The organism is Streptomyces sp. NBC_01003, from assembly GCF_045162695.1.
GTDB lineage: Bacteria > Actinomycetota > Actinomycetes > Streptomycetales > Streptomycetaceae > Streptomyces.
This window is the reverse complement of sequence record NZ_CP108708.1, coordinates 61483-87538: the sequence shown is the minus strand read 5'-3', so window position 1 is coordinate 87538 and position 26056 is coordinate 61483. Positions and strand designations below refer to the sequence as shown.

At 71.0% G+C, this 26056-nt stretch carries 24 protein-coding genes and 1 pseudogene; 20 read left to right on the top strand and 5 right to left on the bottom strand.

Annotated elements, in window-relative coordinates:
- Positions 1–23 precede the first annotated feature (23 nt).
- The gene (locus tag OG698_RS48175; protein ID WP_331729331.1) at positions 24–1241 is read right to left on the bottom strand and encodes a cytochrome P450; all 1218 of its coding nucleotides are present in this window, start codon (positions 1239–1241) and stop codon (positions 24–26) included.
- 848 nt (positions 1242–2089) lie between these two features.
- On the opposite strand from OG698_RS48175, the gene OG698_RS48170 reads away from it, so the two are divergent.
- From OG698_RS48170 to OG698_RS48160, 3 genes are read left to right on the top strand one after another with little or no spacing between them, the layout of a single operon-like run.
- Positions 2090–2650 carry a flavin reductase family protein gene (locus OG698_RS48170; protein ID WP_406111874.1) on the top strand — a complete coding sequence of 187 codons (561 nt, stop codon included), beginning with the start codon at positions 2090–2092 and terminating at the stop codon, positions 2648–2650.
- Positions 2647–4041 carry a cation:proton antiporter gene (locus OG698_RS48165; protein ID WP_331729325.1) on the top strand — a complete coding sequence of 465 codons (1395 nt, stop codon included), beginning with the start codon at positions 2647–2649 and terminating at the stop codon, positions 4039–4041. The genes OG698_RS48170 and OG698_RS48165 overlap by 4 nt, the downstream gene beginning before the upstream one ends.
- 15 nt (positions 4042–4056) lie before the next feature.
- Complete coding sequence (locus OG698_RS48160; protein ID WP_331729322.1) at positions 4057–5688, top strand: tryptophan 7-halogenase; 1632 nt, start codon at positions 4057–4059, stop codon at positions 5686–5688.
- Between the two features lie 191 nt (positions 5689–5879).
- Here OG698_RS48160 and OG698_RS48155 read toward each other — a convergent pair whose 3' ends face one another.
- A complete protein-coding gene (locus tag OG698_RS48155; protein WP_331729319.1) occupies positions 5880–6980 on the bottom strand; it encodes an acyl-CoA dehydrogenase family protein in 1101 nt (366 codons plus the stop codon).
- 374 nt (positions 6981–7354) lie between these two features.
- Here OG698_RS48155 and OG698_RS48150 point away from each other — a divergent pair, with 374 nt between their 5' ends.
- The 11 genes from OG698_RS48150 to OG698_RS48100 all read left to right on the top strand — a co-directional run bounded on the left by OG698_RS48150 (position 7355) and on the right by OG698_RS48100 (position 18438).
- Entirely contained in the window at positions 7355–8839 is a 1485-nt protein-coding gene (locus tag OG698_RS48150; RefSeq protein WP_331729578.1) for an FAD-dependent monooxygenase, read from the top strand.
- Positions 8840–8865: 26 nt separating this feature from the next.
- Positions 8866–9192 (top strand): TcmI family type II polyketide cyclase, encoded by a 327-nt coding sequence (locus tag OG698_RS48145; RefSeq protein ID WP_331729316.1) that lies wholly within the window; start codon positions 8866–8868, stop codon positions 9190–9192.
- The gene (locus tag OG698_RS48140) at positions 9189–10448 is read left to right on the top strand and encodes a beta-ketoacyl-[acyl-carrier-protein] synthase family protein (protein ID WP_331729313.1); all 1260 of its coding nucleotides are present in this window, start codon (positions 9189–9191) and stop codon (positions 10446–10448) included. The genes OG698_RS48145 and OG698_RS48140 overlap by 4 nt, the downstream gene beginning before the upstream one ends.
- Positions 10445–11686 (top strand): ketosynthase chain-length factor, encoded by a 1242-nt coding sequence (locus tag OG698_RS48135; RefSeq protein ID WP_331729310.1) that lies wholly within the window; start codon positions 10445–10447, stop codon positions 11684–11686. Before OG698_RS48140 ends, OG698_RS48135 begins: the two co-directional genes overlap by 4 nt.
- Positions 11686–11955, top strand: a complete 270-nt coding sequence (locus tag OG698_RS48130; RefSeq protein WP_331729308.1) for an acyl carrier protein — start codon at positions 11686–11688, stop codon at positions 11953–11955. Before OG698_RS48135 ends, OG698_RS48130 begins: the two co-directional genes overlap by 1 nt.
- A gap of 35 nt (positions 11956–11990) precedes the next feature.
- Complete coding sequence (fabG, locus tag OG698_RS48125) at positions 11991–12776, top strand: 3-oxoacyl-ACP reductase FabG (RefSeq protein WP_331729305.1); 786 nt, start codon at positions 11991–11993, stop codon at positions 12774–12776.
- Positions 12777–12847: 71 nt separating this feature from the next.
- Positions 12848–13804, top strand: coding sequence for an aromatase/cyclase (locus OG698_RS48120; RefSeq protein WP_331729301.1), 957 nt, complete (start codon positions 12848–12850; stop codon positions 13802–13804).
- Position 13805: 1 nt separating this feature from the next.
- Entirely contained in the window at positions 13806–14999 is a 1194-nt protein-coding gene (locus OG698_RS48115) for an FAD-dependent monooxygenase (RefSeq protein ID WP_331729298.1), read from the top strand.
- A complete protein-coding gene (locus OG698_RS48110; RefSeq protein WP_331729295.1) occupies positions 14996–16522 on the top strand; it encodes an FAD-binding protein in 1527 nt (508 codons plus the stop codon). Before OG698_RS48115 ends, OG698_RS48110 begins: the two co-directional genes overlap by 4 nt.
- Positions 16523–16562: 40 nt before the next feature.
- On the top strand, positions 16563–16931 hold the full coding sequence (locus tag OG698_RS48105; protein ID WP_331729292.1) for an antibiotic biosynthesis monooxygenase family protein: 369 nt from the start codon (positions 16563–16565) through the stop codon (positions 16929–16931).
- 538 nt (positions 16932–17469) lie between these two features.
- The gene (locus OG698_RS48100; protein ID WP_331729289.1) at positions 17470–18438 is read left to right on the top strand and encodes an LLM class flavin-dependent oxidoreductase; all 969 of its coding nucleotides are present in this window, start codon (positions 17470–17472) and stop codon (positions 18436–18438) included.
- Positions 18439–18777: 339 nt separating this feature from the next.
- Here the strand turns inward: OG698_RS48100 and OG698_RS48095 are convergent.
- Positions 18778–19202 (bottom strand): annotated as a pseudogene (locus OG698_RS48095) (transposase); the annotation flags it as partial.
- A gap of 5 nt (positions 19203–19207) precedes the next feature.
- Positions 19208–19891 (bottom strand): ScbR family autoregulator-binding transcription factor, encoded by a 684-nt coding sequence (locus OG698_RS48090; RefSeq protein ID WP_331729285.1) that lies wholly within the window; start codon positions 19889–19891, stop codon positions 19208–19210.
- A gap of 202 nt (positions 19892–20093) precedes the next feature.
- Between OG698_RS48090 and OG698_RS48085 the strand changes: the two genes are divergently transcribed.
- The 6 genes from OG698_RS48085 to OG698_RS48060 all read left to right on the top strand — a co-directional run bounded on the left by OG698_RS48085 (position 20094) and on the right by OG698_RS48060 (position 25705).
- Positions 20094–21002, top strand: a complete 909-nt coding sequence (locus tag OG698_RS48085) for a ScbA/BarX family gamma-butyrolactone biosynthesis protein (RefSeq protein WP_406111868.1) — start codon at positions 20094–20096, stop codon at positions 21000–21002.
- Positions 20996–22120 carry an acyl-CoA dehydrogenase family protein gene (locus OG698_RS48080; protein ID WP_331729279.1) on the top strand — a complete coding sequence of 375 codons (1125 nt, stop codon included), beginning with the start codon at positions 20996–20998 and terminating at the stop codon, positions 22118–22120. The genes OG698_RS48085 and OG698_RS48080 overlap by 7 nt, the downstream gene beginning before the upstream one ends.
- Positions 22117–22800, top strand: coding sequence for an HAD-IB family hydrolase (locus OG698_RS48075; RefSeq protein WP_331729276.1), 684 nt, complete (start codon positions 22117–22119; stop codon positions 22798–22800). The genes OG698_RS48080 and OG698_RS48075 overlap by 4 nt, the downstream gene beginning before the upstream one ends.
- Before the next feature lie 141 nt (positions 22801–22941).
- Positions 22942–23571, top strand: a complete 630-nt coding sequence (locus OG698_RS48070) for a TetR/AcrR family transcriptional regulator (protein ID WP_331729273.1) — start codon at positions 22942–22944, stop codon at positions 23569–23571.
- On the top strand, positions 23568–24593 hold the full coding sequence (locus tag OG698_RS48065) for a helix-turn-helix transcriptional regulator (protein WP_331729270.1): 1026 nt from the start codon (positions 23568–23570) through the stop codon (positions 24591–24593). The genes OG698_RS48070 and OG698_RS48065 overlap by 4 nt, the downstream gene beginning before the upstream one ends.
- Before the next feature lie 104 nt (positions 24594–24697).
- Complete coding sequence (locus tag OG698_RS48060; RefSeq protein WP_331729266.1) at positions 24698–25705, top strand: enolase C-terminal domain-like protein; 1008 nt, start codon at positions 24698–24700, stop codon at positions 25703–25705.
- Between the two features lie 9 nt (positions 25706–25714).
- Here OG698_RS48060 and OG698_RS48055 read toward each other — a convergent pair whose 3' ends face one another.
- The gene (locus tag OG698_RS48055) at positions 25715–25891 is read right to left on the bottom strand and encodes a hypothetical protein (RefSeq protein ID WP_399977400.1); all 177 of its coding nucleotides are present in this window, start codon (positions 25889–25891) and stop codon (positions 25715–25717) included.
- Positions 25892–26056 lie beyond the last annotated feature (165 nt).

Genomic DNA, 26056 nt, shown 5'->3' with positions numbered 1-26056 from the left:
CCGCTGTCCTTCGCCGGGATCCGTCACCATGTGACCGGGAACTCGATCAGGCCCTGGATGGTGTTCCCCGGCTTGATCGGCAGCTCGTCCGCATCGATGGCCGACCGCAGTTGCGGCAGCCGCCGGAACAGGCTTCCGAGCGCCACTTCGAGTTCCAGCCGCGCCAGGTTCTGCCCCAGGCACTGGTGCACTCCGAATCCGAACGCCACGTGGTGCTGCCCGCTCCGGTCCAGGCGCAGCGCGTCCGGCTCCGGGAAGTGGCCCTCGTCGCGGTTGATCATCGAGGTGTTGAAGACCACGCCTTCGCCCGCCCGGATCACCTGTGCGCCGCAGGGGATGTCCTCGGTGGCCACCCGCAACAGCTCGTCCACGACCGAGAGATGGCGCAGCAGTTCATCGACCGTCTGCGGCAGCAGGCCCGGATCGGCGCGCAGTGCGGCCAGCCGGTCCGGACGCTTCAGGAGCAGCAGCGTCCCGAGCGAGATCATGTTGGTGGTGGTCTCGTGCCCGGCCACCAGCAGGTTGAGCGCGAGCCTGGCCACCTCCTCGCGATCCGTCTGGCCGGGAAGCAGTCGGTCCCGCACGAGTTCGTCCAGCAGCCCGAAATGCGGGCCGGGTTCGGGCTCGGGCCGGTGACGCTGATGCTGCTCCTTGTCGAGGAGGAGCCCCTCCAGGTACGCCAGCATCTTGGCCCGTGCGGCAGCGGACTCTTCCGGCCCGGACCCTCGCATGACCAGCCGCGACAGCTCCTCGAAGGACGTGTGATCCTCGTACGGCACCCCGAGCAGCAGGCTGATCGCCATCGACGGCACGGGCAGAGCGAATGCCGAGACCAGTTCGGCGGGCGGGCCCTGCTCGACCATCGCGTCCAGCAGCTGATCGACGTTCTGCTGTATCCGGGGCCGTAGCGCCTTGATGCGCGGCACGCCGAATCCGGGGATCAGCATCCGGCGCTGCCGGCCGTGCTCCGGCTCGTCCGCGTTGAACAGCAAGGGGGGCAAGTAGCGCAGAGCCGTCAGCGCATGGCTCGTCATGGGGAAGCCGGGCTTTCGCCGGTCGGCCGACAGCCGGGGGTCGCCGAGCAGCCTCCGGGCCTCGGGGTGGCCGGTCACCGCCCACGCGGTGCTGCCGTCGTAGAGCGTGATGCGGGCCAGCGGGCCCTCCTGCCGCAGGGACTGGTAGCCGGCGGGTGGTTCATAGGGACAGGAGCGGTCCTGAGGGAAAGTGGTCGGACGGGTCACCGGGCCTCCTCTGGTGTGGTGGGGGTTCTTCGTTGTGAGCCGGCCGGGATGGACGGCGATGCCGTCCGGCAGCCCCCTCAGCGCCCGCGGTGCGTGCGGCAGGTGACGACCGTGCGGTGCGTCCAGGGCCCGCTGCCCGCCAGGGCACGGGCGGCGTGCGGCGCAGCGCCGATGGAGAACGCCGGCCGACAGCCCCCGGTGCCGGGCGCGGGCCGAGACCGCCTGCGCCGCGTCCTCGTACCCTGCCGCGACGACTTGTCGCTTCGGGACACGTCGGTGCCCGGGTCGATGTGCAAGAGAGGTGTATGGCGCACCGGTTCATCCGGGGAAGGTCTCGGTGATGTGCGATGCGCCGTGCTGTCCAGGCAACCGTGCACCGATGGAGGGGTACCGGATTCTCGATGGACCGGGGGCGTCGGGACCGGGCCCGGCCTCGCTGCCGGCCCCGGTGGTCCGCGCGATGACGCCGGCCGGCCACGACTCGCTCACGGCGGCGGCCGAGTGGTGCTGCGGGGCGATTCTTGAACACACGGGCACCACACGGGGGTGGTGGCACGGGCCGCCCAGGTCGGCGGGCACCTCTGCGCGTGCCACCCTCCACAGCCCGGCCGTTGCACGTTGGATCGAGGCTGAATCGAGCGGCTGCGCGGATAGTGCTCCCCGGCAGGAAGAGCGGGCGTCACTCCGGTCGACCGGCAGCCGGGCATCGTACGCGGTTCTGCCGGATTGCCGAGTGCTGCGCCGGGTAATGCGCCGCCGGCTCTCCGATGGCAGACCGGACCCAACGCTGCCCATTTGGCGCCGATATCAGTGAGGTCCGATTCACCGACTCCGACCAGGGGGTGTATATGGCTCCGATGCCTTCAGGCACGCAAGGTCTGAACGAGGCCGGACCGGTCGCACCGGACGCACTGCGATCTGTCTGCGGAAACTTCGTTACCGGCGTTGCCGTCATTACCAGTGGACGCGGGGAGGAAGCGGTCGGCACCACAGTCAATTCTTTTACGTCGGTGTCGCTCGAACCACCGCTTGTACTGTTCTGCTTGCACACCAAATCCCGTCTGCTCCCCGTGGTGCAGAAATACCAGGCTTATGCGGTCAACATCCTCTCCTCACAACAGGAAGAGCTGGCCTGGACCTTCGCCTGCAAGGACACCGCTGGACTCGACGGCGTGGCTCACCGGTCCTCGGTGACGGGCGTGCCCGTACTCGACGGCACCCTGGCCTCTCTTTCCTGCCGACTCGTCAACTCTTTCGAGAGCGGTGACCACACGGTGTTCGTGGGCGAGGTGGTCGAGGCCGACCAGTCCAGCCCGAGACGGAATGCACTGGTCTTCTTCCGCGGCGAGATGGGATCGATCGGTCACGTGACCGCACGTGTCCGGGAAACCGCCGGGGTGACGTCATGACCCGGGCATCGGGTGTGGTGGCGGCGATTCCGTCCCATGCCCTGATCGTCCTGTTCCTGCAGGTGGGGGTGCTGCTCCTGCTGGCGATGGTGCTCGGCCGGCTCGCGGTGCGCTGCGGCATGCCACCGGTCGCGGGCGAGCTGACCGCGGGGGTCGTCGTCGGGCCGTCACTGCTGGCCCACATCGCTCCCGGTCCGGGTGGCTGGCTGTTTCCGCAGGAGCCTTCGCAGATGCACCTGCTCGACTCCCTCGGTCAGCTCGGGATCATCTTGATGCTCGGATTCACCGGCATGCACCTGGACCTGAAGCTGCTGCGCCGGAAGGGAGCACGCGCGGCGCGGATCAGCGCATCGGGCCTGGTTCTGCCGCTGGCCCTCGGTGTCTGGCTCGGCTTCCTGCTCCCCGCGAAGCTGCGCGCCCCGGGGGCCGACGCCACCGTCTTCGCGCTCTTCGTCGGCGTCGCGATGTGCGTCAGCGCCGTACCGGTGATCGCCAGGACGCTCCTCGACATGCGGCTCATCCACCGTGATGTCGGTCAGATGATCGTGATCGCGGGCACCGTCGACGACGCCGTGGGGTGGCTCCTGGTCTCGCTCATCACCGCGATGGGCACCACCGGGCTGCACACCGGTGACGTCTCCCTCGCGCTGGCCCGGATGGCGCTTCTCCTGGTCTTCACGGCGACCATCGGCCGCGCCGTGGTGGGCATGGCGATGCGGGCGGCCGCCCGCGCTGCGACCCCGGGACTCCCGGCGGTGACTGCGGTGGTGCTGATGCTCCTTGGCGCGGCCGGCGCCGGCGCGCTCCAATTCGAGCCCGTCTTCGGTGCCTTCCTGTGCGGCATCGTCATCGGGACCGCGAAGAGCGTCGACACCCGGGCACTGTCACCGCTCAACACGACGGTCATGACGGTCCTGGCGCCGTTGTTCTTCGCCACCGCCGGCCTGCGGATGGATCTCACCGCGCTGGCCGACCCGCAGGTCGCCCTGTGGGGCCTCGTGGTTTTCGGCCTCGCGGTCTTCGGAAAGTTTCTCGGCGCCTTCGTGGGAGGGCTCACCAGCCGGATGACGCGCTGGGAGTCGCTTGCTCTGGGCGCCGGCATGAACGCCCGCGGAGTGATCGAAGTGATCATCGCGATGGTCGGCGTCCGGATCGGCCTGCTCACCGTGGAGATGTACTCCATCGTCGTGCTGGTCGCCGTCCTCACCTCCCTGATGGCCCCGCCCCTGCTGCGTTTGGCCATGAACCGCGTCGAACTCACGGCTGAGGAAGCGATGCGAAAGACGCGCATGCTCACGCACCAGGACACCGCGGACGGCGTACGAGACGCCGTCGGCGACGGCAGTCCCTCCCCTCTCCCCGAGCCCAGCGGCCCGGTTCTGCACTCCTGAAAGGTGACCACAATCATGAACAAGTCCGACGAAGTGCTGCGGAGCGGCAAGCCCGCGGACCGCTATGACGTGGCCATACTCGGCGCCGGCATGGCCGGCGGTGTGCTGGCGGCCGTGCTTGCCCGAAACGGTGTGAAGGTCCTGCTCATCGACGCGGGTCTGCATCCCCGCTTCGCCGTGGGCGAGTCCACGATCCCGTACACCTCGGTGATGACCAGGCTGATAGCCGAGCGCTACGACGTACCGGAGCTTGCCGCGCTGGCGTCCTTCCGCGGCATCCAGGACAAGATCTCCCCGATGAGCGGCCGCAAGCAGAACTTCGGCTTCGTCTACCACCGCGAGGGGCAGCCGCAGAACCCCGAGGAGATCAACCAGCTGGTGATTCCCGAGTGGCAACGCACCGAGAGCCACCTGTTCCGCCAGGACACCGACGCCTACCTCTTCAATCTCGCCGTCAGCCACGGCACGGAGTCGCGTCTGAACACCCGGATCCAGGACATCGAGACCGGCCCCGAGGGTGTGGTGCTCCGCTCCGAGCGCGGCGAGGAGTTCCACGCCGCGTACTTGGTCGACGGCAGCGGCTTCCGCTCCCCGGTCGCCGACAAGTTCGGTCTGCGCGATCAGCCGACCCGGGCTCGCCACCACTCCCGCACGCTGTTCACGCACATGGTGGGTGTCACGCCGTTCGACGATGCCGAAGCGGCCTCGGCGCACAAGAATCCCAGTCCCTGGCACAACGGCACTTTGCACCACGTCTTCGACGGCGGCTGGCTGTGGGTCATCCCCTTCGACAACCACGAGGGCGCTCTCAGCCCGCTGTGCAGCGTGGGACTCACCTTCGACGAGCGGGTCTTCCCCAAGCCCGACGGCGTTTCCCCGCAGGAGGAGTTCGAGGAGTTCCTGCGCCGCTACCCGCAGATCGCCGAGCAGTTCACCAATGCCAGGGCAGTCAGGCCGTGGGTCGGCACCGGCCGGCTCCAGTACTCGGCGACGGACACGGTCGGCGAGCGGTACTGCCTGACGGCGCACGCGGCCGGGTTCATCGACGCGCTCTACTCACGCGGCCTCACCAACACCTTCGAGGTCGTCAACTCCCTGGCGTGGCGGCTCATCGAGGCATCGCGCGACGGGGACTGGTCCACCGAGCGGTTCGCCTACATCGACAGCCTCCAGCAGGGGCTGTTCAGCGTGCACGACGACCTGGTCTACAGCTCCTTCGTGGGCTTCCGTGACTACGACCTCTGGAATGCCGTGTCGCGCGTGTGGAAGGCGACGAGCATCATGCCCACCATGACGCTGGAGCGGGCCTACCGCACCTATGTCGAGACGCGCGACGACCAGGTCCTGCGCGACCTGGAGAAGACCGACACACCTGGCCTGCCGGCCCCTGTAGGGGAGGAGATCAGTGCCCTGCTGACCTTCACCAGGGAGACCTGTGAAGCGGTGGAGGCCGGCACCGTCCCGGCGGCGCAGGCGGCGCAGCAGATCATGGCCCGGATACGCGACACCGAGTCGCTGCCCGCGCCGTTCGCGCTCGGCGACCCCGACAACCGCTGCTTCGACGCGACCGCCGAGCTGATGAAGCAGACGGCGGTGTGGGCGAAGACCGAGGCACCCGAGCACATCAAACCGCTGTTCGGCGGCTGATTTCCTGAGCCGGCCGAGCCCTTGAGCGGGAGATCCGGTGGCCGGTGGCGGCCCGCCACCGGCCACCGGATCTCCGAGCCGGGGGCCAGCGGGGGCTGTCGCGTCTGCGGGTTGTTCGACCAGGAGGGTCCGTAGCGGCAGCACGCCGTCCACCACGTAGGAGGAGCCGCGCTCCTCCGGCGGCGCAGGCGTCACCGCTGCAATGACGCCGCAATCAGCTCACGGCACACATGGTTGGCGGGGCCCATCATCGTGACCGCACGGGCGTCGGCGAGCAGCGTGCCGAGCCGATGATCGGTCACATGGCCGACCGGTCCCAGCAGTCGGGAGGCGTCGAGGGCGATCTGCTCGGCGGCCTGGGAGGCGAACAGCTTGCTGTGCAGGGTGGTGGTCCCGGGCCCGGCGGATCCCCGGCGGCCGGCGCTGGCCACCACGGCCCGGGCGGCCTCCACCGAGGTGGCCAGCTCCACCAGGCGGGCGGCCCGCGGGGACCCGGCGGGCAGTCCGGCGCGCCCGAAGTGGGCGAGGGCGAGGTCCAGCACCGCGCGGGCGATCCCGGCGGAGACGGCCCCGAGGGTCGACCCGGTCTCCCGGACCCCGGCGATGATCTCGGTGGCTCCGCCGAGCGGGCCCAGCCGGTCCCCGTCCGCCACTCGGCAGCCGTTCAGGGCGACGCAGCCGGTCGCCGAGCCGCGCATTCCGGTCGGGTCCGGGCTCGGCTCGGGCGTCAGTCCGGGATTGTCCGCGGGGACCAGGAAGAAGGTCTGCCCCCGGGAACCGCGGCGGGCGCTGCCGTCCTCGGCCTCGGAGGTCTGGACGAGCACCAGGTAGAGGTCGGCGATGCCGGCCCCGGTGGTGAAGGACCCCACCCCGTCCAGCGTCCATGACCCGTCCGCGCCGGCCCGCGCGGTGGCGGCGAGCCGCTCTTTCGCCGCCCCGGCTCCGGTCTCGCTCCAGGCCGAGGCGGCCAGCACCCAGCCGGCGGCCATCCGCGGCAACAGCCGCGCCTGCTGAGCGGGGGTGCCCCACTCGCCGATCCGGGCGCTCACGGCGAAGTGCTGGAAGAGGACGGTCGCCATCGACGGATCGACCCGGGCGACCTCCTCGAGCACGGCGTTGACGGTCGCGGCGCTCCCGCCGGCGCCGCCGAAGCCGACCGGCACCGCGAGTCCCAGCAGACCGGAGGCACGCACCGCCCGCAGCGCCGCCTCGTCGGCGCGCCCGGTACGCGCGGTGCGGACGGAAGCCTCCCGCAGGACGTCGAGCAGGGCGGAGTCGAGCGCTGGTTCCATATCTGCTCGGGGAGTTTCGACCGACACGGTCACTCGGGGACCCCTCTTTGCGTCTTTGAATAGCGGCGGGTGAGGAATTGAGTTGCGCGCGTATTCTGCAATTCGGCCCTCCAGGATGCCTGATGGCAGTAGCGGCGCACTGGAGGCGAAACGGAGGCGCGGTAGAGAATTGCCGGACGGAAATCGGGCGTTGACATTCCGACAGGCTCGGTGCCACCCTCATTCACAGCAGGACCGGTGTGCCCGATGTATTCGAATTCCTCGAATTGATGGCGCTGTCCTTCCGTAATTACCCGCAGCATCGTCGCTGCCCGCACCACCACCTTTCCTGTCCGCGGCTGCCTGCCGCGATTCCCGCCTGCCAAGGAGGCGCCATGGACGCTCCGGTGATCATCGTCGGCGCGGGCCCCGTGGGGCTCGTGCTGGCCGCGGAACTGCGCCTCGGCGGAGTCGAGGTGCTCGTCCTGGACCAGCTGGAGCAGCCCTCGGGTGAGTCCCGGAGCCTGGGCTTCACCGCCCGCGCGGTGGAACTGTTCGACCAGCGCGGCCTGCTCCCGCGCTTCGGCGATCTGGGGATCAGCGCGTCGGGGCACTTCGGCGGAATCCCGCTCGACTACAGCGTCCTGGCGGACGCCCACTTCGGGGCGCGGAGTGTCCCGCAGGCCCGCACCGAGCAGGTGCTCGGGGCGTGGGCGACGGAGCTCGGCGTCGACATCCGGCGTGGCTGGACCGTGGTCGGCCTGCACGACGACGGCGACAGCGTGCGGGTCGAGGCCGAGACCCCCGACGGGCCGCGCCTGCTGCGCTGCCGCTACCTGGCCGGCTGCGACGGCGGGCACAGCTTTGTGCGCGGCGCCGCCGGGTTCGAGTTCGCCGGGACCCCGTCGACCCGGGAGATGTTCATCGCCGATGTGGCCGGGTGCGCCCTGCGCCCGCGCCGGATCGGCGAGCGGGTTCCGTCCGGGATGGTGATGTCCGTCCCGATCGGCGGTGGCGTCGACCGCATCGTGGCGTGCGAGCACGGCCGCCCGCCGCGGCGGCGCACCCGGCCGCCGGAGTTCGCCGAGCTGGCGGACGCCTGGGAGCGTCTGACGGGGGAGGACCTGCGCGGCGGCACCGCGCAATGGATCAGTTCCTTCGGCGACGCGACGCGCCAGGCCACCGAGTACCGCAGGGGTTCCGTGCTGCTGGCCGGCGACGCCGCCCACACTCATCTCCCGGTGGGCGGGCAGGGACTGAGCGTCGGTGTGCAGGACGCCATGAACCTCGGCTGGAAGCTTGCCGCCGTCGTGCGCGGCACCGCCGGGCCGGATCTGCTCGACTCCTACCACGCCGAGCGCCACCCCGTCGGCGCCCGGCTCCTGCTCAACACGCTCGCCCAGGGCGTGATCTACCTGAGCGGAGCGGAGGGCGAGCCGCTGCGCGAGGTGATCGCGGACCTGATGGAACTTCCCGAGGTCCGCCGCCATCTGGCCGCCATGGTCAGCGGTCTCGACATCAGCTACGACGTCGGCCCCGGCACGCACCCGCTGCTCGGCGCCCGCATCCCCAAGCGGGAGCTCCTCGGACCGGACGGCCCGACGACCACCGTCGCCGGGCTGCGGACCGGCCGCGGGGTGCTGCTGGACCTGGCGGACGATCCGGAGCTGCGCCGCACCGCGGCACCGTGGGCCGACCGGGTCGACCTCGTGACGGCGGCCCCGCACCGCCTGCCCGACGGGTGCCCGCTCGCCGGGACGTCCGCCGTGCTGCTTCGCCCCGACGGCCATGTCGCATGGGCGACACCCGGATGCGGGCCGCTGCCCGACGCGCTGGCCCGCTGGTTCGGGACGAGGCGTCTCGCGACGGCCGGTCAGTAACCGCAGTCGAATGAGGAGAAGGACTGATGCACAGCACCTTGATCGTTGCTCGTATGGACCCGGCGTCGCAGGGCGAGGTCTCTCGCATCTTCGGGGAGTTCGACACCACTGAGATGCCGGGGCTCATGGGCACCCGCCGCCGTCAGCTGTTCAGCTATCGCGGCCTCTACTTCCATCTCCAGGACTTCGACTCCGACGATGGCGGCGCGGCTATCGAGGAGGCCAAGAACCACCCGCTCTTCACGAACGTCAGCGCTGATCTGAAGCCGTTCATCGACGCCTACGACCCGGCCACCTGGCGGTCGCCCGCCGACGCGATGGCCGAGCGTTTCTACCACTGGAACGCTCGATGAACGAGCGGCGGGTCGTGATCACCGGCATCGGGGTCATCGCGCCCGGTGGGATCGGCACCAAGGGCTTCTGGAGCCTGCTGAGCGAGGGCCGCACCGCGACGCGCGAGATCAGCCTCTTCGACGCGAGCGCGTTCCGGTCCCGGGTGGCGGCGGAGGCCGACTTCGACCCGGGGGAGCACGGCCTGACCCCGCAGCAGATACGGCGGATGGACCGGGCGGAGCAGTTCGCCGTCGTCACGGCGGCGGAGGCGATGGCCGACAGCGGCCTGGAGTCCGATGGCCTGGATCCGTATCGCACGGGTGTCACCGTCGGCAGCGCGGTGGGCGCCACCATGTCCCTGGACCGCGAGTACGAGGTCGTCAGCGACGGCGGCCGGCTGGAGGCCGTCGACCACGAGTACGCCGTGCCCCATCTGTACGACTACTTCGTGCCCAGCTCCTTCGCGGCCGAGGTGGCCCGGTCGGTGGGCGCCGAGGGGCCGGCCGCGGTCGTCTCCACCGGCTGCACCTCCGGCCTCGACTCCGTGGGCCATGCCGCCGGACTGATTCGCGAGGGCGGCGTGGACGTGATGATCGCGGGCGCCGCCGAGGCGCCGATCTCCCCGATCACCGTGGCCTGCTTCGACGCGATCCGGGCCACCACGCCGCGCAACGACGACCCGGAGCACGCCTCCCGGCCGTTCGACCGCAGCCGCAACGGCTTCGTCCTCGGCGAGGGCGCGGCGATGCTGGTCCTGGAGGAGTACGAGCACGCCAGGCGGCGCGGCGCCCGCATCCATGCGGAGGTCAAGGGCTTCGCCACCCGGTGCAACGCCTTCCACATGACCGGGCTGAAGGCCGACGGCCGGGAGATGGCGCAGGCCATCGCCGGCGCCATGGACGAGGCGCGGATCAACCCGGAGGCCGTCGGCTACATCAACGCGCACGGCTCGGGCACCCCGCAGAACGACCGCCACGAGACCGCGGCCTTCAAGCTCGCTCTGGGCGAGCACGCCTACCGGACCCCGGTGAGCTCCATCAAGTCGATGATCGGCCACTCGCTCGGCGCGATCGGCGCCCTGGAGATCGCGGCCACCGTCCTGGCCATCGAGAACGACCTGGTCCCGCCCACCGCCAACCTGCGGGAGGCCGACCCCGACTGCGACCTCGACTACGTGCCCCTGGAAGCCAGGCCGCACCGGATCGACACCGCGTTGACGGTCGGCAGCGGTTTCGGCGGCTTCCAGAGCGCGATGATCCTCGGGAGGGTGTCATGACCGGCTCCGTCGTCGTCACCGGGCTCGGGATCACCGCGCCCAACGGCCTCGGTACGGAGGACTACTGGCAGGCGACGCTGGCCGGGAAGAGCGGCATCGCCGAGATCACCAGGTTCGACGCCGACCGCTACCCGGCCAAGCTCGCCGGCGAGGTGCCGGGCTTCGTCGCCGAGGACCACCTGCCGAGCCGGCTGATCCCACAGACCGACCACATGACCCGGCTGGCCCTGGTCGCCGCCGACTGGGCGCTGGCGGACGCCGACGTGGTGCCGAAGGACTGGGAGTCCTTCGACATGGGCGTGGTGACGGCCAGTTCTGCCGGCGGCTTCGAGTTCGGCGAACGCGAACTGCGGAACCTGTGGGGCCAGGGCGGCGGCTATGTGAGCGCCTATCAGTCCTTCGCCTGGTTCTACGCGGTGAACACCGGCCAGATCTCGATCCGCAACGGGATGCGCGGGCCGTCCGGCGTGCTGGTGGCCGACCAGGCCGGCGGCCTCGACGCGCTCGCCCAGGCGCGCCGCCAGATCCGCAGGGGCACCCGGCTCGTCGTCGCGGGCGGCGTCGACGGGTCGATCTGCTCCTGGGGCCATGTGGCACGGCTGGCCGGCGGCGCGCTGAGCACCGTCTCCGACCGGGACCGCGCCTATCTGCCCTTCGACACCGCCGCGTCCGGCCATGTCCCGGGCGAGGGGGGCGCGCTGCTGGTCATGGAGTCGGCCGCCACGGCCCGCGCCCGCGGCGCCCGCCCGTACGGCGAGATCGCCGGGTGCGCGTCGACCTTCGACCCGAGGCCCGGCAGCGGCCGCCCGCCGGGCCTGGAGCGGACCATCCGGCTCGCCCTGGACGACGCCCGCATCGCCCCGGGCGCGGTCGACGTGGTCTTCGCGGACGCCGCCGCCGTGCCGGAGGCGGACCGCATCGAGGCCGACGCCCTCTGCGCGGTGTTCGGACCGGGCGCCGTCCCGGTCACCGCCCCCAAGACCATGACCGGACGGCTGCTGTCCGGCGCGGCACCACTGGATGTGGCGTCGGCGCTGCTGGCCATCCGGGACGGACTGATCCCGCCCACCGTCAACGTCGCACCTTCTCCGGGCTACGGCCTCGACCTGGTGTGCGACGAACCGCGGGAGGCACCCGTCCGGACCGCCCTCGTGCTGGCACGCGGACACGGCGGCTTCAACTCCGCCGCGGTCGTCCGCCGTGCCGTCGACCCGTCAACTGAATCGGGAGATTCGTGATGATCAGCCAAGAGTTCACCCTGGACCACATCCGAGAGATTCTGCGCCAGTGCGCCGGCGAGCCGGAGCACCTCCCTCTCGACAGCGAGATCGCCGTGCGCACCTTCGAGGAGATCGGCTACGACTCGCTGGCCCGGCTGGAGGTATGCGGCCGCATCGAGCGCGAGTACGGCGTGCGCCTCGACACGGAGCTGCTCAGCGGCACCTCGACCCCGGCGGACCTGATAGCGGCCGTCAACGGCCAACTCGCCGAGCGCCTCGCGGCCTGAGCCCGACCGATCCCACCAACGGAAGGAGAAGTGGCATGACCGAACACGACGGCCGGGTCGCGCTGATCACCGGCGCCACCTCGGGGATCGGACGCGCGACGGCCAGGTGCCTGGCGGAGCAGGGGCACCGGGTCTTCATCTGCGCGCGCTCCGCCGAGAACGTGACCACGGTGGTGAAGGAGCTGCAGGACGACGGCTTCGAGGCCGACGGCATCGCCTGCGACGTGACGGACCCCGAGCAGATCCGCACCTTCGTCGCGGCGGCGGTGGAGCGGTACGGCCCCGTCGACGTCCTGGTCAACAACGTGGGCCGGAGCGGCGGCGGCATCACCGCCGACATCGCCGACGAGCTGTGGTTCGACGTCATCAACACCAACCTGAACAGCGTGTTCCTGATGACCCGGGAGGTGTTGAACGCGGGCGGCATGCGGCGCGCCGAGCGCGGACGGATCATCAACATCGCCTCCACCGCCGGCAAGCAGGGCGTCGTCCTGGGCGCCCCGTACTCGGCCTCCAAGCACGGCGTCGTCGGCTTCACCAAGGCACTCGGCAATGAGCTGGCGCCCACCGGGATCACCGTCAACGCGGTGTGCCCCGGCTATGTGGAGACGCCCATGGCGGAGCGCGTGCGGCAGGGGTACGCAGCGGCCTACCGGACCAGCGAGCAGGCCGTCCTGGAGAAGTTCCAGGCCAAGATCCCGCTCGGCCGCTACTCCACCCCCGACGAGGTGGCGGGGCTGGTCGGCTATCTGGCCTCCGACCGGGCCGCCTCGATCACCGCCCAGGCGATGAACGTCTGCGGCGGGCTCGGCAACTTCTGAGGACTCGACAACTTCTGAGGCCCGATCGGGGCCTCCGTCCACAACGGACCGAACCGGGAGGAGATCCGGCGATGACGAAGCCGGGCCACCGCGAGGTGGAGCACGAGATCACGGTGGGCGCGCCCGCCGACGCTGTCTACCAACTGATCGAGAAGGTCGCGAACTGGCCCCGGCTGTTCCCGCCGACCGTCCATGTCGAGCAGGTCGAGCTGGACGGCTCCGCGGAGCGGATACGCATCTGGGCCACCGCCAACGGGAGCGCCAAGAGCTGGACCTCGCGCCGCGAGCTCGACCCGCAGGGGCGGCGCATCACCTTCCGCCAGGAGGTGTCCGCCCCGCCCGTGGCGGCCATGGGCGGCACCTGGCTGATCGAGCCGCTGTCCGACACGGAGTCCCGGGTGCGGCTGCTGCACGACTACCGTGCCGTCGACGACGACCCGGACGGCCTCGCCTGGATCGAGGCCGCGGTCGACCGCAACAGCACCGCCGAACTGGCGGCGCTGAAGGCGAACGTCGAGCTGGCCACCGCCCCCACGGACCGCGACGACGGGCTGGTGCTCTCCTTCGAGGACTCGGTGCGCATCGCCGGCACGGGCAAGGACGTCTACGACTTCCTCAACGAGGCCGACCGCTGGCCGGAGCGGCTGCCCCACGTCGCGGCCACGACGCTGACCGAGGACGACCCCGGCCTGCAGGTGCTGCGGATGGACACCCGCACCAAGGACGGCGCCACCCACACCACCGAGTCGATCCGGGTGTGCGTCCCGCACAGCAGGATCCTCTACAAGCAGATCACGTTGCCGAAGCTGATGACCCTGCACACCGGCTGCTGGACGCTCACCGAGGTCGACGGCGGGGTGGAGGCCACGTCCCAGCACACCGTCGTCCTCAACCCCGCCACCGTCGAGGAGGTCCTCGGAGCCGGCGCGGGGCTGCCGGAGGCCCGGACGTACGTCAGGAACGCCCTGAGCGGCAACAGCCGCGCCACCCTGGGGTACGCCAAGGAATACGCCGAAGGCCGGGGCTGACATGGGCAGTCGGGTCATCGTCGTCGGTGCCGGGCCCGTCGGGCTGGCGCTCGCCGGTGAACTGCGCGTCGGCGGGGCCGAGGTGACGGTGCTGGAGCGGCTGGCCGCACCGACGACGGAGTCCAGGGCCACCACCCTGGACGCCCGCACCATGGAGCTCCTGGACGAGCGCGGCCTGCTGGCGCCGCTCGGCACCGTGCCCCGTGAGCCCCGGGGGCACTTCGGTGGTCTGCCCCTCGACCTGGACGGCCAGCCCTCCCCGTTCGCGGGCCAGTGGAAGGTGCCGCAGGCGCGGGTCGAGGCACTGCTCGGCGACCGGGCGCGCGAGCTCGGCGCGGACATCCGGCGCGAGCACGAGGTCCGCGCGCTGCATCCGGCTGCGGACGGAGTGGCCGTCGACGCCGTCGTGCGCTCCGGGCGGCGCGTGCGGCTGACCGCCGAGTACGTGGTGGGCTGCGACGGCGAGGAGAGCACCGTCGGCGCCCTGGCCGGCTTCGAGTTCCCCGGCCGGGACGCCCGCCGCGAGTTGCTGCGCTGCGACGTCCGCGGGGTGGACATCCCCGACCGCCGCTTCCAGCGGCTGCCCGGCGGCTTCGCGGTCGCCGCGACCCGGGAGGGACTGACCCGGGTCATGGTGCACGAGTACGGGCGCACGCCCGCGGTGCGTACCGCCGCACCCGGCTTCGACGAGGTCGCGCAGGCGTGGTCGCGGGTGACCGGGGAGGACATCAGCGGCGGCACCCCGGTGTGGGTGAACGCCTTCGGCGATGTCAGCCGCCAGGCCGCGCACTACCGCCGGGGGCGGGTGCTGCTGGCCGGAGATGCCGCCCACCGCCACCTGCCGGTCGGCGGACAGGCCATCAACCTCGGCCTGCAGGACGCCTTCGACCTGGGCTGGAAGCTCGCCGCCGAGGTCGCGGGCACCGCGCCGGCCGGGCTGCTGGACTCGTACCACGAGGAGCGGCACCGGGCCGGCCACCGCGCCATGGCGATCATCGACGCCCAGACCCTCATCATGCTCGGCGGCCCGGAGATCGAGCCGGTGCGCTCCTTGTTCCGGGAACTCCTCGGCCACCGGGCGGTGCGCGAGCTGCTGGCCTCCCGGCTCGGCGGTCTGGACGCCGACATCAGGGGCCTGCCCGAACCGGCCGGACCGGCCGGGACACCGAACCGCAGAGAGGAAGTCCCCTCATGATCACCCGTCGGGCGCTGCTCGGGGCCGGTGCGGCGGGGGCCGCCGCCGCGGCGGCGGCCCCCGCCACCCGTGCCCTGGGTCTGGGCGCCGTTCCCTGGAGCCGACTGGGCGGGCACCTGACCGGGGACCTGGTGCTCCCCTCCGATGCCCGGTACGCGACCGCCAAGCAGCTGGGCCTGATGCAGTTCGACGCCATCGCCCCGCAGGCCGTCGCCTACTGCGCAGATGCGCGGGACGCGGCGCTGTGCCTCGACTTCGCACAGCAGAACGGACTGGCTCCGGCGGTGCGCAGCGGCGGCCACAGCGCCGCGGGGTACTCCACCGGCACCGGCCTGGTGGTGGACATGTCCCGGCTGGACTCGGTGCGGGTCGGCGGCGGTTCGGTGACGCTGGGCCCGGGCGCACAGCACGTCGACGTGCTGAACACGCTGGCCGACTCGGGTCTGGTTCTCACCGGTGGCGCGTGCCCGACCGTCGCCGCCGGCGGGTTCGTCCAGGGCGGCGGCCTGGGGTTCCTCACCCGGACGCTCGGTATGGCCTGCGACGCACTGACCTCCGCGACGGTGGTGCTGGCGAGCGGACAGATCGTCACGGCCTCCGCGCAGGAGTACCCGGACCTGTTCTGGGCGCTGCGTGGGGGCGGAGGCGGCAACTTCGGCATCGTCACGTCCTACACGCTGACGCCGACCGCCCTGTCGCAGGTGGCCACGGCGCAACTCGGCTATACCTACGACCAGGCACTCGACATGCTCGACGGCTACTCCCGGTGGCTGGCCGAGTGTCCCCGCACGATCGGCTCGGCGGCGGTGGTCACCCTCGCCGACGCGGCACCGGGCAATGTCCCGACCCCGTCGGTCATCGTGGTCTCCACCGGAACCCCGGCCGAACTCGACGCGGAGCTGGCCCGGTTGGACTCCCTGACAGGCAGGCCGGCCTCGCGGCAGACCTCGGTGCTGCCCTACCGCGACCTGATGACGGGGATCTTCGGCTGTGCGGAGAAGACCACCGAGGAATGCCACCGGTCGGGCGCCTTCCCGCGGGGGCAGCTTCCCCGGACCGCGTTCGCGCTGGAGCGCAGCCGCCTGATCCGTGATGCCGTGCCCCGGGACGGCTGGGCGCGGATCCTGGCGCTCTTCGACGACGAGCGGGTGTCCGGCGGCCAGACGCACGGGCTCCAGGTGCTGCCGATCGACGGCGCTGCCCGGGACCTGGACCGCACCGCGACGGCGTTCGTGCACCGCGACAGCCGCTTCTCCGTGAACTTCCAGGGCTTCATGGCGCAGGGGCCGGTCACCGACGAGCTCCGGACCGCCGCGAAGGTGTGGGTCGACGCGGGCTTCGCGGCCATCGACCCGCTCTCCTCGGGCGAGACCTACCAGAACTTCATCGACCCGGAACTGGCGGATTGGAAGACCTCCTATTACGCGGAGAACTATCCGCGGTTGGTGAAGGCCAAGAACAGGTACGACCCGAACGGCCTCTTCAGCTTCGCGCAAGGCATAGGCCGACGCGAAGCGGCCTGATGGGGCGCCATTGAATCAATATCGAGAGGAAGAGTAAAAAATGGCCAAGCAGGAGAACCTGGACCCGACCACGTCGATGTTCGCGCAGTTCAAGGAGAAGACCGGGCCCATCGTCCTGGCCAACACCTTCATCGTCCCGAAGGACAAGTCCGAGTCGTTCCTGGCCCGCTGGAAGATGCATGCCGAGTTCATGAAGGCGCAGCCGGGATTCGTCTCACTGCAGATGCACCAGGGCACGGCGGGGAGCCAGTTGTTCATGAACGTCGCGATCTGGGAGTCGACCGAGGACCTCGCCAAGGCGCTCGGCAACCCGCAGTTCCAGGCCATGTCCGTCGGGGTCCCCGACGACATCGTGTCGTATGCGCACATCTTCGAGAAGATCGCCGTCGAGGGCCTCTGCGAGGCCTGACCCGGGGATCTCGTTCCGCAGAAAACCCGGCGAGCCCGGCGCCCCCTCCGGAGGCGCTGTGCTCGGCCTCCTCCTCGGCGTCCTCTCCGCCGCCACGAAACACGCGGTCAACCCCTCGCCGTCCTACGCGACGCCTTCACCGGCACCAGCTGGCACCCACCCGCCGCCGCACTCGCCTGACCGCACGCCCCCGCACCGCCGCTGACCAACAGTCATATCGACGAATCGGGCTATGAGTTCACGTTCTTTTTCTGACATGATTCTTCTTCTTTCACCACTGCCCTTGGCGTGTCAGCGTGGTTGAAGGGTCGTTTCGGGTAACTCCAGCTGCGCTCCGGCCGAACTCCCGCCCCGTTCAACCCCCGCTCAATTCATTTTCTATTTCCACCCCGGTGCCCGACAGGAAGATAGACGGTAGGGCGGACCGCGTTCCTCCCTCGCGGGGAGGGAATTCTCACCTCCCCTTTCGAGGGGGAGGTGCCATATGCCGGAAGCTGCTACGGTCCGTCAAAATCGCTCTATGAATGGGGACTTCACAATGGATGTGGGACTTCTCTTCGACCTGCGGAACCCGGAGGGTTGGAAGCGCCCCTGGGCCGACCACTATGCGCGGAGCCTGGAATTCTGCGAGGAAGCGGACCGGCGGGGCGCGGGCGGGCTGTGGTTCACCGAGCACCACCTCTTCGAGGACGGCTATCTGCCGCAGCCACTGACCTTCGCCGCCGCCGCCGCGGCCCGCACCCGCCGCGCCCGGATCTGCACCTCGGTGGTGCTGCCCGCGCTGCGCAAGCCCGCCCAGCTCGCGGAGGAGGCGGCGATCGTCGACCTCGTGAGCGGCGGACGCCTCGAGCTGGGCATGGGCGCCGGCTACCGGGTTCCCGAATACGACCTGATGGGCGCGGACTTCACGCGGCGTTTCCGGCGGACCGAGGAGCACATCCGCGAGGTCCGCCGGCTCTGGGAGGAGGGCGGCGTCACCCCGGGCCCGATCCAGGACCCCGTTCCGCTGTGGGGCGGCTTCTACGGACCCCGCGGCGCGCGGATCGCCGGCCGGCTCGGCATCGGGCTGCTGCACATATCCCACGAGCTGTTCCCGCACTACCGCGAGGGACTGGTCGAGGGCGGCCACGACCCGGCGACCGCCCGGGTCTCCGGCCTGCTGCCGATCATCCTCGCCGACGACCCGGAGGAGGCCTGGGCGCGCGTCGCGCCCTGCCTCGCCCACCAGATGAACAGCTACCGGCAGTCTTCCGTGGAGGGCACCGACAAGCCCCGGCCGCCGATCATCCACCCCGACGAGTTCCGCAACCGGACCTCCAACGCCCCCTGGGGCGCCTTGAAGATCCTCACCCCCGCGGACGCCGCCGCCCAGATCAAGGAGACGACCGAGGGGCTGCCGGTGGAACACCTCATCTTCTGGGCGAGCATCGCCGGCATGCCGGACGACCTGACCGCCCGGAACATCGAACTGGTCAGTGAGGAGCTGCCGCCGCTGCTGGGCCCATGACGGCCGCCCGGCGTCAGCCGCTCGGCCGCGCGGGGATCAGCGAGCGCCTCGATCGTCTCCGTGTCGTGCGCCCGTAAGGCCCCAAGAACCTTGCTGAGGGAGTCGTAGGAGTTCGAGACCAGCATTTCCCGGCCCTCCTCGCCCGGACCGAGAAATACCGGAACCACCAAAGCAGCGAGCTCTCCCTCACCAGGCCGAATACGCAGAGCACGCCCAACCATCTGCACGATGTCCACCATCGAACCCCGCGCACCCACAAAAGCGACCGCATCACAGCGAGCCGTCTCGACCCCTTCCCCCAGCACCCCTGCATGGGCACGTCCGCACCTTCGCCGTGATCCGGGACGAATAGGCGCGATCCGGCAGGACGACCGCAGGGCGGGTTCCTGGCCTCCCGAGTCCGCTGCGTGGGATCCGGATCCTGGCCATGACCGCCTCAAAGGCCGGTGCGTCACCGGCCTGACCGGCGGTGACATGGATGCCCGGAGGCCGAGCCCGGCTGCCAATGGCCAAGTGGACCTTCGTGCTCAGGCCGCCGCGGGAGCGTCCGAGCGCGTGATCCTCGGGCTCGGACCGGTCAGGCGCCCCCTTTTCCTGGCTCCGGCCGCATGCTGGTGAGCCCGGCAGACGGTGGAGTCCACCGAGACTGTCCGGCCCACATCGTCACCATCATCCGCCGCAGTAAGAACGGGCGCGAGGATGCGTTCCCACGTGCCGTCCACGGCCCACCTGATCAGGCGCTTGTAAGCGGTCTGAAAATCCCCCCGTCTCAGGCCCGCAGGGCGTAGAAGACGAGGTCACGGGAGTCAGTCCAGCGCTGGACCAGTTCCGACCTGCGGTCGAGCCGGGCGGAGATGTGCTGGGTGCCGAAGAAGGTGGCAAGCAGAGTGTGCGCCGCGGCCTCGGGCCTGATGCCGGCGCGCAGCTCCCCAGCTTCCTGGGCCTCCGTCAGCAACTGTCGCAGCAGGTCGATCCAGCCGACGTAGGGCGTGGGGAGGGTGCCCGGCGGCAGCGGCTGTTCCATCTGCAGCCGGGCACCGCCCCGGACGATCGGATCGTCCTGGAAGGCGACCGCGGTCTGGTCGAGCAGGTCGATGAGGGTGTCGAGCGAGCCGAGCCCCTTGCTCTGTGAGGCCTTCAGCAGACTGGGCCAGCGGGCGTAGTGCGCCTCGACGACCGCGATGGTGAGCGCTTCCTTCGTGGGGTAGTGAAAGTAGACCGCGCCCTTGGTCATGCCCACCTGCTCGGCGACGTTCTTGATGGACGTGCCCGCGTATCCGCGCTGGTCGAACAGGGTCGCCGCAGCCTCCAGGACCTGCAGGCGGGTCTGGACGGCACGCTCCTGGTGCAGTTCCGGACTGCGTCCGGCGCGGGCGGCCTCGGCGGTGGAGCGTTCCGCCTGCGGGAACGCTGCCCGGCTCTTCCTGTGCTCCATGTTGCTCGGTGTGTTCACTGGTGAGCCTCCTCGCAGCTCTCGCCGACTGGGCGGATCAGTGCTGCCCGGGCTCCGAACAGCCATTGCAATATACCTTCCCGTAGGTATATTTTCGACCTGCCAAGTAGTCGGTGATCAAGAGAGTTGCAGGTCACCAGCTTCTTACAGGGAGGGGAAAGACGTGCAAGACGTTGCCAAGCGGGTGCGTGTCCCACGAAGAATGGTGCACAAGTCCGCGGACCACGAGGTACTGCTGGAGTCCGCCACGCGCATCGGCGAGGATCGCTTCGCCGTGGGGATGCACTGGCCGGACAATCACCTGCTCCACCACCGCCGCGCCGACGGGACCCGGGATTCCCTGCTCGTCGCAGAGACGATGCGGCAGTCCGGGATCTACCTCTCGCACCGCTTCCACGACGTACCCGCCGACTACGCGTTCGTCCTGCACCGCTTCGACTTCCAGCTGAACGAGCCGGTCCGGGACCGCGAAGAGGGCGCCGACGCCATCCTCGACATCCAAGTGCGCCGGGAGCCGGGCAACCCGAACCGCTTCCGGATGGCGTCCTTCGCGACGCTCGAGATCGCCGGCCGCCGCATCGGCCGCGCCGCGATGCGCTGGGACGCTTACGCGCCCCGGCAGTACGCCAGCATCCGGCGGCGTGGGGCCCGCCCGGACACCGAGCAGCCCGTCACGCCGGCCTCGGCCGGGCACATCGCGCTGCCCGCAGCCCTCGTGGGCCGGGATCGCGACGATGCCGTGCTCCTCGCCGACGGCCCGGCCGCCTCGCAGGGCTGGCGGCTGCTCATGGATACCGGGCACCCCGCCCTGTTCGACCACGCCAGTGACCACGTCCCGGGGATGGTCATGGTCGAGGCGTTCCGGCAGGCCGTCCTCGTCCGGATGGCCCCGCAGGCCGCCGCCGGCTGGATGATCCGTCAGATGGACACGTCCTTCCACAGGTTCGGCGACCTCGGCCTGCCCGTCACCATCACCGCCGAGCCCGTGGGGGAGGGCGCGTTCCAGCTGGTCGCCCGGCAGCGAACGCAGCCGCTGGCCACGGCCCGCGTGGCCGGCTGCGCCGACGAGGCCGGCCCGGTGCCCGCCCTGGCCGGTGCTGCCCGATGCTGAACGACCTGCAGCGCACGCTGAGCACCGCCCGGGCGGACCACGACCTGCTCGAGCAGTCGCGCCGGCTCACCGACCGGGTCGCCGACGCCCTGGTCGTCGACGGCTTCGCCCGGCACTTCGTGCCCGAACGCTGGAAGGGCTGCGCCGGTACGTTCACCGCGCTGCTCGACGCGGCCTCCAGCGTGGCGGAGACCTGCGCGTCCACCGCGTGGTGCGCGTCTTTGTACGCCGCTCACGGCCGCCTCGCCTCCTATCTCCCCGAAGCCGGACAGCGCGAACTGTGGGGCCGTACCCCGGATGTGTGCGTGGCCGCCTCCGTGGTGCCGCCACAGGGGAACGCCGAGCGCGTCGACGGCGGCTGGCGGGTCTTCGGCGAGTGGACGATGGCCAGCGGCGTCGACCACGCGGACTGGGTGCTGCTCGCCTCGTGGGGCGAGGGAACCGACGGCGCAGCGCGCGAGAGCCGCGTCTTCGCCGTACGGCGCCTGGACGTCAAGGTGCGCGACACGTGGCACCCGGTCGGCCTGCGGGGCACCGGTAGCAACACGGTCGAGGCCGACGTGTTCGTCCCCGGGCATCTGTCCTTCACCGTCCGCGACCTCGCCCGCGCACAGCCCCATGCGGCCCGCTGTCACACGGTGCCGTATCCGCTGGTGGCCGGCCTGGTCTTCGCCGCGCCCGTGCTGGGCGCCGCTGAAGGAACACTGCGCCACTGGTGGAGCCAGCAGTGCCTGCGGGTCCGCCCCGATGGCAGCACGGCGGCCGAACAGCCGCCCCAGCAAAGGGTGTTGGCGAAGGTGTCGGCGAACATCCAGTCGGCCCGGCTGCTCCTGGAGCGGGCCGCGCAGCGGGCCGACACCGCGCCGATCACGCCGCTCCTCGCCGCCGAGAACCAGCGCGATGTCGCCGCGGCCGTGGAGCTGTGCGGCACGGCCGCCGACGAGATGCTGCACTCCGCCGGCGCGCGGGCCCTGGAGGACACCAACCCGTTGCAACGCAGCTGGCGGGACATCACGGCGGCGCGCGCCCACGGCACCCTCAACTTCGAGGCGGCCGCGACCACTTACGCCCGGGCCCGGCTCGCCGCCCGCACGGTCGACCTCGAAGGAGCCCGATGACACGGCGTATCGCGTTCTTCGACGTGGACGAGACGCTGCTGACCGAGAAGAGCATGCTCGACTTCTGGCGTCACTGGTCCGCCCAACTGGCCCGGAAGGGACGGGAGCCGCAGGCCCCGCTCACCACCGGAGCCGACCGGGAGACGCTGAACCGTGCCTACTTCGCACACTTCGCCGGCGTCCAGCGGGCCGTGCTCGCCGAGTCCGCCGACCGCTGGTACGCCCGCTACCGGCGCGGCCGTCGCGCCTTTCTCCTCGACACGCTGCACTGCCTGCACATGCACTGCTCGTACGGTGACGAGATCGCCCTGGTCACCGGCTCCGGCGAGCTGCTCGTCCAGCCGGTCGCCGACGACCTCGGCGTCCACCATGTGCTGGCCACCGAGCAGTTGACCGACGCGACGGGCAGGCTCACCGGCGAGGTGTCCCGGCCCGTGATCGGCGACGGCAAGGGGGAGGCGGTGGCCGCGCTCCTGCAGCGCCTCGGCGTCCGGGCCCAGGACTGCTACGCCTACGGCGATCACAGCACCGACCTGGCGATGCTGTCCCTGGTGGGTCATCCCGTCGTGGTCGGTGATGACCCCGTCCTCACCGACCACGGGGTCGCGCACGGCTGGCGCTTCCTCAAGAAGATCCCCGGTCCGCGCCTGGCATCGGCCGAGGTGATGCGCGTCAGTTGACCCGTCTGGCCCCGGACGGCCATGTGGCCTCTGTGGGCCAGACACATCGGCAGAAAAAATACCTTCGGGAGGGTATTTTGTTGTCATGCAGCAATCACCGCACCGGTGCGGCAGAGCGGACACGAGGGCGAGGTTTCCGCGATGAGTCAGGCGCGCGCAGAGCGCACCCGACGGCGGCTCCTGCGCGCTGCGGCCCAGGAGTTCGCCGCGGTCGGCTACTCCGGGGCCCGGCTGGCGGACGTGGTCGACCGGATAGGCATGACCAAGGGCGCCCTGTACGGCCACTTCGCTTCCAAGCAGGCCCTGGCCACCGCCGTCCGCGACGAAGCCGCACGCCGCTGGGCGACCCTCCGCACAGACGTGGAGGGCACCTGTCCCGACGCGCTCGGCCGACTCCGCGCGCTGGCCGAGCGGCTGGTGCACTGCATGGAGCGCGACCCGCACTTCCGCGCCGCGATCAGGTTCGCCGGCGACGGACGTCCCGGCCCAGGGGAGCGGGACCTGCTCACGGCCGTCGCGGCCCATGTCACCGCCCTGGTGCAGCAGGCGGAGGACGACGGGCAAATGGCGCTGGCTCTCCCCTCCCGCACCTTCGCCGACCTGCTCGTCGCCACCGTCTTCGCGGGCGAGCAGTCCGGCTCCGATCGCCGTACGCGGCTCAGCGGGCTCTGGGACCTGCTGGGGCCACACCCGATGGCACAGGACCACCCCCTCACCCCAGGTATCGATGCGCCCGACCCCACAGGCGCGGAAAGGCAGCGGACGGTATGAGCTCCCCGACCCTAGGACCCCAGGCCCTGCGACTGTTCGAATACGCCTCGACGCGCAGCAACTGGACCGTGCGCAGTGCCTGCGAGCAGCTCGACACCACTGTCGACGAGTTGGAGCCCGCCCGGCAGGAACTGCTCCGCCTCGGGCTGCTCATCGAGGGCCCGGACAACGATGCCGTCGGCGGCGAGCCGACCGCCCGGGCCACCGCACCCGAGGCCGCCCTGCTGCGCCTGCTCACCTCGCAGGAGACGGCGGCGGCACGGCTGACCGAGCAGATCCGCAGCACCCGCGAACAGATCGACGTGATGCGCGAGGTGTTCCTGCCGCTGCACACCGCGCGCAGCAGCGGCCTCGACAGCGAGGTCGTCACCGACCCCGACCGGATCGCCCGCGTCCTCAGCGACACCGCCGACATCGCGACCTCCGAGATCCTGAGCATGCACCCCGGCCCCGTGATGGCGCCGGAGGCTCTGGCCCAGGGGCTGCGTCGGGACCTGTGCGTGCTCGACCGCGGGGTCACCATGCGCAGCATCCACCTGCGGCCCATGACCCGCATCATCCACTCGATGAACCACCTGCAGGAGCTGCAGGCGGCGGGCGCCCAGGTGCGCATCGCCCACATCGTCCCGTTCCGGTTCATCCTCGTCGACCGGGTCCAGGCCCTGGTGCCCGCCCTGCACACCAACTCCCGGAACGCGATGATGGTGCTGCGCGGCGAGGCCGTCACCGCCCTGCTCGTCAAGGTGTTCGAGATGTGCTGGGCCTCCGCCGCTCCGCTGTCCGTGGCCGCCAGCACCCCGCAAGCCGGTCTGACCTCCCAGCAGCTGTGGGTCCTGCGCCTGATGTCCACCGGCCGCAAGGACGAGGCGATAGCCCGCGAACTCGGCGTCTCCGTGCGCACGTTGCGCCGCGTCATGGCCGATCTGATGGCGCGGCTCGGAGTGGAGAGCCGCTTCCAGGCCGGCATCACCGCGGCCAAGCTGGGGCTGCTCGACCAGGGCACGTCCGACGGACCGCGCTGACCACAACCGGACACGCCGCACGGTGCCGTGCCGGTGACCTGGCGGCGCCGCCGGGCCACTGACCAAGATGGGGCTCCGCCACCACGGCAGCCACAGGAGCCCACGTGTTCGACCCCGCACTCCTTCGATCCCTCACGGGCACCCCGCTGCGCGTGGAGTGCGACATCCTGCACGCCCGGCCGCTCCACCCGGCCCTGTGGCCCGGTGCCTGGTCCGTCGTGCGGATCACCGCGCGCAACGCGGGCAGCACCGGCCGGGGCGAGGCCACCCTCAGACCCGGGGTCGCCGCCCACGCTCTGCGCTCCCAACTGGCCGGGGCGCGCCCCGGCCTGCTGCGGATGCTCAGCCCCACCGAACTGCCCGCACTGCTTCCGGCCGGACCGCTGCGCAGCGCGGTGGACACCGCCCTGTGGGACCTGCTGGCCAAGCGCACCGGACAGCCCGTGTGGGATCTCGTGGGTGCCCCGCGGCCCCGGGCCGTGCCGCTCGTCCACACCGTCGGACGCAGCCAACTGGCCGATCTGGAACGTGAGTTGGAGGAGAGCGCCGACTTCGGCTCGTTGCGGGTGAAGCTCGGCGCCCGGGCCGTCGAGGACGACCTCGCCCGGCTCGACGCGGTGCGCCGGCACCGCCCCGACGCGTGGCTGATGGCCGCCGCCGACGGGGCCTGGGACGTGGACCGGCTGCGGGCCATGCTGCCCGTCCTGCGGGACCACGGGGTGCGGCTGCTCGAACAGCCCCTGCCGGAGACCGAGTCCGGCGTGCTCACCACGCTGCCCCGGCCCTTCCCGATCATCGCGGGGACGGTGTACGGGGACGACCGCGACGTGGCACGCCTGGTGTCCCGCTACGACGGGATGCGCCTCACGCTGGACGCAGTGGGTGGTCTCACCACAGCCCTGCGTCTCATGGAACAGGCCGACCAGCGCGGCCTGTTGGTCGTGCTGGGCTCGCCACCGGCGACCGCGCGCGCCTGGGCCGCGGCGCTGCAGGCCGCGCCGGGCGCGCACTACGTGAGCTTCACGCCCGGCCTCACCCTGCGGGACGGGTCCGCCCCGGTGCGGCCGACGGGCGGGGCACTGGCCCCGGTCCCCGCGCCGCTGTGGGGCTGACCCGGACGATCAGCCCCAGATCAGATCGCCGGGAGCGGCGGGTGCCGCGCTCGGGCGCGCCTGTGCGGCGGGAGCGGACTGCGCGGCGAAGGCCGTGCCCGACAGCGCGGCGACGACGGCCCCCACGGCGCACAGACGGACCAGCTTGCCGACGAGGCCTGCGGTGTTCGGGCGGGACATACGCATGGGAGAAATCCTTCTTCCGGTACGACGAGGAACGGGAAAGGCAGCGCCTTCGGAGGAACTTTCGCATTCCACCTCCACCTTTCGGCAATGGGTTGATCTGACCCAACGGTGCCGTGTCCCAGACGTGCCACTGCCGCTGTATCTCCTATTCAAGAATTCCTGCGG